Origin of the sequence: Bradyrhizobium sp. Rc2d, assembly GCF_900099855.1 — a bacterium.
Taxonomy (GTDB): domain Bacteria; phylum Pseudomonadota; class Alphaproteobacteria; order Rhizobiales; family Xanthobacteraceae; genus Bradyrhizobium.
Genome location: NZ_FNCU01000093.1, coordinates 1 through 9,341, shown reverse-complemented (window position 1 = coordinate 9,341; position 9,341 = coordinate 1). Strand labels below are relative to the sequence as shown.

9 protein-coding genes and 1 pseudogene are annotated in these 9,341 nt (G+C 63.3%); 7 read left to right on the top strand and 3 right to left on the bottom strand.

Annotation, left to right across the window (positions count from 1 at the left end):
* The first annotated feature begins 501 nt into the window (after positions 1–501).
* The 5 genes from BLV07_RS50010 to BLV07_RS45175 all read left to right on the top strand — a co-directional run bounded on the left by BLV07_RS50010 (position 502) and on the right by BLV07_RS45175 (position 4,399).
* Entirely contained in the window at positions 502–1,011 is a 510-nt protein-coding gene (locus tag BLV07_RS50010; protein WP_283806606.1) for an RNA-dependent RNA polymerase family protein, read from the top strand.
* Positions 908–1,342 (top strand): reverse transcriptase domain-containing protein, encoded by a 435-nt coding sequence (locus BLV07_RS50005; RefSeq protein ID WP_283806604.1) that lies wholly within the window; start codon positions 908–910, stop codon positions 1,340–1,342. Before BLV07_RS50010 ends, BLV07_RS50005 begins: the two co-directional genes overlap by 104 nt.
* A 113-nt stretch (positions 1,343–1,455) precedes the next feature.
* On the top strand, positions 1,456–2,970 hold the full coding sequence (gene istA, locus BLV07_RS45185; protein ID WP_502690298.1) for an IS21 family transposase: 1,515 nt from the start codon (positions 1,456–1,458) through the stop codon (positions 2,968–2,970).
* Positions 2,967–3,779: an IS21-like element helper ATPase IstB gene (gene istB / locus BLV07_RS45180; protein WP_210187869.1), complete on the top strand. Its 813-nt coding sequence runs from the start codon at positions 2,967–2,969 to the stop codon at positions 3,777–3,779. The genes istA and istB overlap by 4 nt, the downstream gene beginning before the upstream one ends.
* The gene (locus tag BLV07_RS45175; RefSeq protein ID WP_176946194.1) at positions 3,776–4,399 is read left to right on the top strand and encodes an RNA-dependent RNA polymerase family protein; all 624 of its coding nucleotides are present in this window, start codon (positions 3,776–3,778) and stop codon (positions 4,397–4,399) included. Before istB ends, BLV07_RS45175 begins: the two co-directional genes overlap by 4 nt.
* A gap of 88 nt (positions 4,400–4,487) precedes the next feature.
* Here BLV07_RS45175 and tnpC read toward each other — a convergent pair.
* From tnpC to tnpA, 3 genes and pseudogenes are all read right to left on the bottom strand, one after another.
* Positions 4,488–5,498, bottom strand: a pseudogene (gene tnpC, locus BLV07_RS45170) (IS66 family transposase); the annotation flags it as partial.
* A gap of 73 nt (positions 5,499–5,571) precedes the next feature.
* Positions 5,572–5,919, bottom strand: a complete 348-nt coding sequence (tnpB, locus tag BLV07_RS45165; RefSeq protein ID WP_091899061.1) for an IS66 family insertion sequence element accessory protein TnpB — start codon at positions 5,917–5,919, stop codon at positions 5,572–5,574.
* Positions 5,916–6,224 (bottom strand): IS66-like element accessory protein TnpA, encoded by a 309-nt coding sequence (tnpA, locus tag BLV07_RS50610; RefSeq protein ID WP_502690299.1) that lies wholly within the window; start codon positions 6,222–6,224, stop codon positions 5,916–5,918. Before tnpA ends, tnpB begins: the two co-directional genes overlap by 4 nt.
* Before the next feature lie 166 nt (positions 6,225–6,390).
* Between tnpA and BLV07_RS45155 the strand changes: the two genes are divergently transcribed.
* Both BLV07_RS45155 and ltrA read left to right on the top strand, forming a co-directional pair.
* Entirely contained in the window at positions 6,391–7,401 is a 1,011-nt protein-coding gene (locus BLV07_RS45155; protein ID WP_091899060.1) for an IS110 family RNA-guided transposase, read from the top strand.
* A gap of 836 nt (positions 7,402–8,237) precedes the next feature.
* On the top strand, positions 8,238–9,341 hold a 1,104-nt coding region (gene ltrA / locus BLV07_RS45150), incomplete at its 3' end, for a group II intron reverse transcriptase/maturase (protein ID WP_244551463.1).

The window sequence follows — 9,341 nt, the reverse complement described above, 5'->3', positions numbered from 1 at the left end:
GCCTCGAAATCATGGTCGTGCTGAAGCCTTCGCCGTGTTGGGTGCGGGGGCAGCACCGGGAAAGCCGCTATGGTCAGGTTTACCGGTTCCGCCGGGGTCTCTGAGCAGGGCAGAGATACGGGATGGGTCGCCAGGAAACCTGAGAGATCCTGTTCGTGCCCACATGGCAAGCCGGCGTGGAGCACCGGCCTCAACAAAGCTCCAGGCCCGATGACCGACTTGGCGAGCATCGGGCGCGCGTACGCGAACACGAAACACCAAGGCATGTGGGAATCCCGAGGCGAAGACATAAGCTGACGGACATGCGCGGTGGGAAGTCGTAACGGCTTCGTAGTACCGAGAAAGGCGGGGAATTGGGCTCACCTGGACCCGCTGGAGGGAAGGGAGCCGTCACGCGTTAAGACCCAGTGACGAGAAACACGGGACGGAACGCTGAGTCCCACAAACCTGTCCACGAAACGACAATGGATAGCCGATCTGGCGAGGCAACATCCCGAGCGGGTGCTGACCTCGCTGCATCACCTGATCAACCGTGAATGGATGCTCGAAGCCTATCGCCTGACGCGCAAGGATGGAGCGCCCGGCGTCGGCGGCATGATGGCGACGGACTATGAGGCGAACTTGGAGGTCAATCTTGATGATCTCCTAGCGCGCATCAAATCCGGCCGTTACATCGCGCCGCCGGTGCGACGGCACTACATCCCGAAAGCGGATGGCACCGAACGGCCACTGGGCATCCCGACACTGGAGGACAAGGTGGCGCAGCGGGCGATTCTCCTGCTGCTGGAGTCGATTTACGAGACGGACTTCTTGCCGTGCTCGTACGGCTTCCGACCGGGACGATCGGCCCATGATGCCCTACGCGCCCTGCGCAATGGGTTCATGGAGCAAGGGCGGCGCTGGGTAGGTGGACGTCGATGTCTCGAAATACTTCGACACCATCGATCACGCGCACCTACGCCGATTCCTCGATCAGCGTGTCACAGACGGCGTCATCCGGAGGATGATTGACAAATGGCTGAAGGCGGGGGTGCTCGAAAAGGGCGTCCTGCGCCGTTCGACTGGTGGAACGCCCCAAGGCGGCGTGATCTCGCCACTGCTTGCAAACATCTATCTACACCATGTGCTGGATGAATGGTTCGAGCGGGTGGCGCGACCGCGGCTCAAGGGGCGGTGCCAATTGGTTCGATACGCTGATGACGCGGTGATCGCCTTCGAGGACCACCTGTCCGGCAAGCGATTGCTGAATGTGTTGGGTATGCCGCGCGGCAATCAGGATGGAAGCGGAGCGTCAATCAGGATGAGAGAGCGTCGCCGGGCTCGTGACGCAGGGAGGGCGTAGCCCGACCGGAGTTACGAGCCCGGCGACGGCGCGATCCACAGGGGACCGCGCCGTCTGGTGATCGCGGCCGGCTGGTTATGCAAGTGGTTCTTCCGCCAAGAGGAATCACTCGCTTGCCAGGCCGACACATCACCGATCACCAGATGAGGCTCTACATGAAGTACCGTCAGACCGATACCCTGCCTGTGGCCGCCGCCAAGGCGTCGTTCAGTACCTCGACCGCGTATCGCTTCGAGAAGGATCGAGGGCTCCCATCGCAGAAGAAGGGAGCCCGCGGCCGGCGCCGACCGGACCCGTTGGCCAGTGTGTTTGAGACCGAGGTCGTGCCGATGTTGAAGGCGGCCCCCGGCGTGCGGGCTGTCGCGATCTTCGAGGAGATGTTACGCCGCCACCCCGAGCTTGGGGCTGGAATCCGCCGCACGCTGGAGCGCCGGATCCACGCCTGGCGGGCAATCCACGGCGAGGAGCAGGAGGTCATCTTCCGCCAGACCCACGAAGTGGGCCAGGTCGGCCTGTCCGACTTCACCGACATGGGCGAGCTTGGGGTCACCATCGCGGGCATGCCGCTCGATCATCGCCTCTATCACTTCCGGTTGGCCTATTGCGGGTTTGAGCATGCCCACGTCGTGCTCGGCGGCGAGAGCTTCGTCGCATTGGCCGAAGGGCTGCAGAATGCCCTGTGGTCGCTCGGTGGGGCACCGCGGGAACATCGGACCGACAGCCTGTCGGCCGCCTTCTGCAATCTCGATCGCAATGCGAGGGACGATCTGACGCGGCGGTACGAGGACCTCTGCGCCCATTACGGCATGCGGCCTTCCCGCAACAATCGCGGCATCGCCCATGAGAACGGGGCGATCGAGAGCTCGCATGGCCATCTCAAGCGGACGATCGCCGATGCGCTGCTATTGCGCGGCACTGCCGACTTCGATGATCTCGCCGCCTACCGCGGCTTCATCGACGAGATCGTCAGCCGCCGCAATGCCCGCAACGCCAAGCGGATCGACCACGAGCGCGCCACCCTGCAGGCGTTGCCAGATCGCCGCACCTCGGACTACGAGGAGGTGATTGTCCGCGTGACGTCAAGCGGCGGCTTCACCTTGCGCAAGGTGTTCTACACCGTGCCGTCACGCCTGATCGGCCACCAGCTGCGCGTGCGCCTTTATGACGATCGTCTCGACGTGTTCGTCGGCGGTACCCATCTCGTCACCCTGCCGCGTGGGCGGCCGCATCCCAACGGCAAGCACGACCAGGTCGTCGATTATCGGCACGTGATCCATTCCTTGCGGCGCAAGCCAATGGCGCTGCTCAATCTCGTCTACCGTGATCGGCTGTTCCCGCGCGAGGCCTATCGCCGAACCTTCGATCGCTTGCGCGAACGGCTACCGGACAGGAAAGCCTGCCGGCTCATGGTCGATCTGCTGGCGCTGGCGCACGAGCGCGGCTGCGAGGCCGAACTCGCCGGTCAGCTCGCTGCCGACCTGGACGCCGGCCAACTGCCCGACCTCGGACAGCTGCGCGCCCACTTCGCGCCCGATCCTGCCTGCGTGCCGCAGGTCATGGTGCAGCTTGCCCCGCTCGCCAGCTATGAGTGCCTCATCGGCGCCAGCCAGATCGGAGACGCCGCATGAACACGACCAACACACTCGACACCGCGCGCCTCAATCTGTTGCTCAACGAGCTGCGGCTGCCCGCCATCAAGGTGCTGTGGCCACAGTTCGCCGAACAGTCCGACAAAGAAGGTTGGCCGGCGGCCCGCTTCCTCGCCGTCATCGCCGAGCACGAGATCGCCGAACGCGGCCGCCGTCGCATCGAGCGCCATCTCGTCGAGGCGCGGCTGCCCACCGGAAAGTCCTTCGACAACTTCGACTTCGAGGCTGTGCCGATGATCTCAAAGGCGCAAGTCACCGCGCTCGCCGCTGGCGACGGCTGGTTGGGCAAGGGCGCCAATCTACTCCTGTTCGGTCCGCCCGGCGGCGGAAAGAGTCACTTGGCGGCAGCCCTCGGCCTGGCCCTGATCGAGAACGGATGGCGCGTCCTCTTCACCCGCACCACCGATCTCGTCCAGAAACTCCAGGTGGCGCGGCGCGAGCTCAACCTCGAGGCCGCCATCAACCGCCTCGATCGCTTCGATCTGCTGATCCTCGATGACCTCGCCTACGTCACCAAGGACCAGGCCGAGACCAGCGTGCTGTTCGAGCTCATCAGTGCTCGCTACGAACGGCGCTCGATGCTGATCACCGCCAATCAGCCCTTTGGCGAATGGAACAGGGTCTTCCCGGACCCCGCTATGACCCTCGCCGCCATCGATCGCCTCGTTCACCAGGCCACCATCGTCGAGATGAACGTCGAGAGCTATCGCAGGCGGACCGCCCTCGAACGAAAACGCGGTCCCGGACGGCCGCCATCGCACGCGACACCTAAAACCGCCGCTGATTGACGCTCCGCGACAATCAGAGTTCAACAAAACTCTTGCGCGCGACAATCATCGCGGCAATCATCACCTCGCCGCGACACCGACTCGCCATCCTGATTGTCGCGCGCTTCCCAGCCAGATTGTCGCGCTATATGGGTAAGCGGCTCGGGCGGTACGGCCTTCAACTCCATCCGACCAAGACCCGCTTCGTAGACTTCCGGTTCAAACGCCCGGAAGGGCGTCATCCTGCGACGGCGGGGACCACATTTAACTTCCTTGGCTTCACCCATGTGTGGGGTCAATCGAGGAAGGGTAAGAATGTCGTCCGACAGACGACGGCAAAAGACCGTAATGCTCGCGCGCTGGCTTCCCTGATGGAGTGGTGTCGGGTCAACCTGCATCGTCCATTCCGGGAACAGCACGCCCACTTGTCGCGGGTGTTCCGGGGGCACTGCGCCTACTACGGCATCTCCGGAAACGGCCGACGGATCAGATGGTATCACCACCAGCTCACGCGGATATGGAAGAAATGGCTCGCACGGCGTGGCGGCCACAGCAATCTGTCGTGGTCGCGCTTCCGGGCCATGCTCGCGCGATACCCGCTGCCGTCAGCCAAGATCGTCCACCAATATGCCGTCCCCTGAGCGAAGCTTACGCGTGAAGAACCGGATGCGGGAAATCCGCTCGTCCGGGTCTGTGAGGGGCGGGGATGGCGACATCCCCGCCTACTCGGCATGCAGCCTCGATGATCGGGCCGCCCTTGCGATTGGCCTCATAGAGCCTGCCAAAGCCGGCGTCGGCGTCGGCCTGCATCAGTCCGGCATACCTCGCCAAATGCTGCTCGGGATGGTCACCACCACGGTCCGGCGAGTAGAAGAACACGGCCGCTGGCGGATCTGGCCCGGCAAACGGACGGTCGTCGCGCACGTAGGTCCAGAGCCGGCCGGTCCGGGTCTTGCCCTTGGCCAGGACCGGCACCGTGGTGTCATCCGCGTGGATGCGCTCGGCTGCGAAGACGTGGTTCCGGATCGCATCGACCAAAGGCATCAGGGTTGCCGCGGAGGTACCTACCCAGTCCGCGAGCGTCGATACGTCGAGGTCGATGCCTTCACGCTGGTAGACGTCGCTCTGGCGATGAAGCGGCAGGTGCAGGCCGTACTTGGCAAACAGAACATGGGCCAGCAACTTGGGCCCTGCACGCCCGCGCGCAATCGGATGCGAGGGAGCCGGCGGCTGGGTAATCGCTTCGCAGGCCCGGCAGACGAGCTTCTCGCGCACGTGCTGGATCACCTTCCACCGGCGCGGAACGAGCTCCAGCGTCTCGGTCAAGTCCTCGCCAATCTTGCGCAATCGACTGTCGCCACAGCATGGGCAGATGGCAGGCACCGGATAGATAATGCGCTCCCGCGGCAAATACTCCGGCAGGGGCCGGCGGGCTGGCTTGCGACGCTCGAACGATGGCACCGCGATCTTCTCCGTTGCCATTTGCGCCGCGGTCTCAGCTTGCACGACATTCTCTTCCAGATCGGCGAGCTGTAGCTCGAGCTGGTCCAGCAATGCCCCTCGCTCTGAGGACTGCCCGAACTGCTCGTGCCGGAGCTTCTTGATCGTGAGCTTGAGCTTCTCGATCAGCAATGTCCCCGCTTGGGCTTCTGCCTCCGCGGCCAACCGGGCCGCTCGTTCGGCGCGCAGCATCGCCTGCAGCGTGGTCACATCGTCGGGGAGAGAATCATCAGCGCCCATCGCCGACCAGAGAATCACAAGACGCGATCTCTGTCCGAACCGCTGATCATGCCACCGATTCAAATCCCAGCGATCAGCCGGCCGCCTGCGGACGCCACGTGTGTTGCGGCACACGCCAGTCGATGCCCTCCAGCAGGTATCCAAGCTGGGCTGGGGTGATCGTCACCACGCCATCAGCCGACGACGGCCAGAGAAAGCGGCCGCGCTCCAGCCGCTTGGCATAGAGCGACATGCCCAGCCCATCATGCCAAAGGATCTTAATCAGCTTGCCGCTTTTGCCACGGAACAGATAGAGGTCACCACCGTGCGGGTCTCGTGTGAACGCTTCCTGCACCAGCAAAGCCAGCGAGTTCATGCCGCGACGCATATCGGTATGGCCGGTCGCAATCCGCACCCGTACGCCCGAGGCAATGGGGATCACCGCAGGCGTCCATCTGCCAGCGCCGCCACGGCGGCCTTCAGCGTCGCCGCGTCGACCGTACCCGTGATCCGCATCCGAGCCCCGGCAGCAAACTCGATCTCGATCGACCCGCCGCTGCTGGCCGCCGCGACTGGATAAGGCGTCGGCCCTGATTCCGCGACCACCATCGCCGGTACGAAGCCAGGTTGGGCGGCATCCTTCGGCTCAGGCCGAAACGACCGTCGCCATCGCAACAGCAACGAGCGCGAAACGCCATACCGCCGCGCTGTTGCCGCAACCTGGCGCGGCGCCTGTAGGCTCTCCAGGACGATCTTCAGCTTCTATCCTCGGACCAGCGCCGCCGCCGGCCCGTGTCAACCACCTCGAGCCGTTCGACTTGGGCACCTGCGCCTATCGCTGATGGGGTGGACGCCCCTCACAGCTTCCCCTGTGGCAAGGTGGCGGCGTGCATCATTCGAAACGGAGGTTCCCATGTCAGGAGTTGGTACAATTGGGTTGGATCTTGCGAAACACGTGTTTCAGGTACATGGCTCGAGCGTTTCAGGAGCCGTGATCTTCCGCAAGAAGCTGCGACGAGATCAGGTACTCAAGTTTTTCGCCACCCAGCCGGCCTCTACGGTTGCCATGGAAGCCTGCGCGAGCAGCCATCATTGGGGGCGAGAGATCGCAAAATTGGGGCATCAGATTCGCCTCATTGCACCGGCTTACGTCAAGCCGTTTGTGAAGCGGCAAAAGAACGACGCAGCCGATGCGGAAGCGATCTGTGAAGCCGCACAGCGGCCAACCATGCGCTTCGTAGCAATAAAAACAGAAGAGCAACAGGCAGCGTCTCTGGTATTTCGTGCTCGCGATCTTCTGGTTCGCCAACGAACCCAAATCATCAATGCAATACGAGGCCATCTGGCTGAGTTCGGGATCGTCGTCGCAAAGGGCCCCTGTCACGTCGCCAAACTCCTGGGTAGGATAGCAGATACCCCCGCGATGGCCCAATCGATCCTACAATTGCTCGTCGACCAGTTGCAGTCCCTGGATGAGAAGATCGCCCATTTAGACCGAGAACTCGCACACCGTGTTAAAGCGGATACGGAAGCCAAGCGATTGATGACCATTCCCGGGATAGGGCCTGTTACCGCGACAGCGCTTGTTGCGTTAGCCCCGACTGCTCAGGCCTTCGAGAAGGGCCGCGATTTTGCAGCTTGGCTCGGTCTAACACCGCTGCAGCGCTCAACCGGGGGAAAGCAGAAGCTTGGTGAGACCTCTCGAATGGGTGAGCGAACACTACGCAGACTACTGATCATCGGCGCAAGTGCTGCGGTGCGATGGGCAAAGCGCAAGGGCTCTTCTAACCCATGGCTCATGAACATGTTGAATCGTAAGCCACCCATGCTGGTGACTGTGGCGCTTGCCAACAAGATGGCGCGCATAGTCTGGGCATTGATGGCAAGAGGCGGAACGTATCGAGCTCCGGCTATGGCGAGCTAGCTTCACCACTGGCGGGCTGGGCCCACCACCGCCCGCGGTGCGAGAAGGTCGAACGGAGAGTATGGCGCAACGGTCAGAGACGGGATCGGGAAAACCAGGTTATGGACACGCGCCTCGAGCGCGCATCACTGAATTGGACCCGCTCCGCGAACTCCCATACGGGCCGGCGGCACACAACGGCCGCATAAGAGGCCGGACACATGTCAGCACCCGACCGCGCTCCTTGCTCATTCCAAAGATTCTTCTTGCATCACTGGGGGCGTCCACACATGTCCATAAGGACAGTACTCAACAACACGCCTCATTCGGCAAGGCGGCCTTCACCGGCCACGCCGGGGGAGTACGTCATGCCAAGCTGATGATTGCTTGTGGGTGCAAGTCCCATCCGGCCAAAGCCGAAGCAGGCAAGCCGGGACCGAGTCTTGCGGGCGTCGCGGCAACGCGGGGTCTGAAGTGTAGACAGGAGCCATGCGGGGTGCGGGAATGAGCCTCGAAAGGTGGATGTTCGCGGAGGCCGAGTGTGTTCCCTAGTCACGAAGGCAGCATGAGCATCGTCGTTACGCGAGACGATGCCGCTCCGTCGGGGTCGATGGCCGCATCACGCATGGAAGGCAATCATCGGAACATGAGAGGCCCGACCGAGTCCATTGGATTGGTCTCCAGTGGGGGACAGCGGCAAGGCACTGCCAGAGCCACGGTCCGAGCTGAGGTCGGGAGTCGGACTGGTCCATAGTACCTGTGAAATCGTCGAAGGAAACGAGAAGTGTGGAGGGAAGGGGCCAGCCCGAGGGGAGCCCGCGCGAGAAGGCCAGGTCCGGACACAGAGCCGGGTTGCCTTGCCGCCGAACCTCGAGCGGGTGAACGCGGCGGCCAAGCAGGCTGCCCAAACCCGGTTCACGGCCTTGCTGCGCCACATCGACGAGGACGCTCTGCTTCGGGCGTTTCGACGACAAAAGCGGCAGGCCAGCGCGGGGGTCGATGGGGTAACGGTGGCGAAGTACGAAGAGGGGCTCACGGATAACATCCGCGACCTCTGCGCACGGGTCCACACTGGTCGCTACCGGCCACAGCCGGTGCGGCGAGTCTACATCCCCAAAGCCGATGGCGGTAAGCGGCCTCTCGGTGTGCCGGCGCTAGAGGACAAGATCGTCCAAAGCGCGGTGGCCGAGGTGTTGAGCGCCGTCTACGAGGCCGACTTCCTCGGGTTCTCCTACGGCTTCCGGCCGGGGCGGAATCCTCATATGGCGCTTGATGCCCTGCATACGGCGATCATGAGCCAGCGCGTCAACTGGGTGCTCGATGACGACATACGTAGCTTCTTCGACTCGGTCGACCACGAGTGGCTGCTGCGGATGGTGGCGCACAGGATCGCCGATCCTCGCATCTTGCGGCTCATCGGGCTGTGGCTGCGGGCCGGCGTTCTTGAGAGCGGCGAGAAGCAAGAGACGGACAGGGGCACGCCGCAAGGGGTAGGCATCAGCCCGCTCCTTGCCAACATCTTCCTGCACTACATCCTCGATCTCTGGGTCCACCAATGGCGTCGTCGCCATGCACGCGGTCGCATTGTGACCGTGCGCTATGCGGACGACTTCGTCATGGGATTCGAGAGCAAGGCAGATGCGCAGGAAATGCTCTTGGCCCTCAAGGCGCGGCTGGCCAGCTTCGGCCTGACGCTCCATGAGAACAAGACGCGGCTGATCGAGTTTGGCCGGTTCGCGGCCCTCTCGCGTCAGCGGCGCGGCGAGCGGCGACCCGAGACCTTCGCCTTCCTCGGCTTCACCCACTACTGCGGGCGGACCCGAGATGGCCGGTTCATCGTGAAGCACAAGACGGAAGGGAAACGCCTGACGCGCAAGCTGACGGCGTTGCGCCAGGACGCCTGGCGGCTCATGCACGCGCCACTGGCTACGCAGCACGAGTGGTTCGCCGCCGTTCTGCGC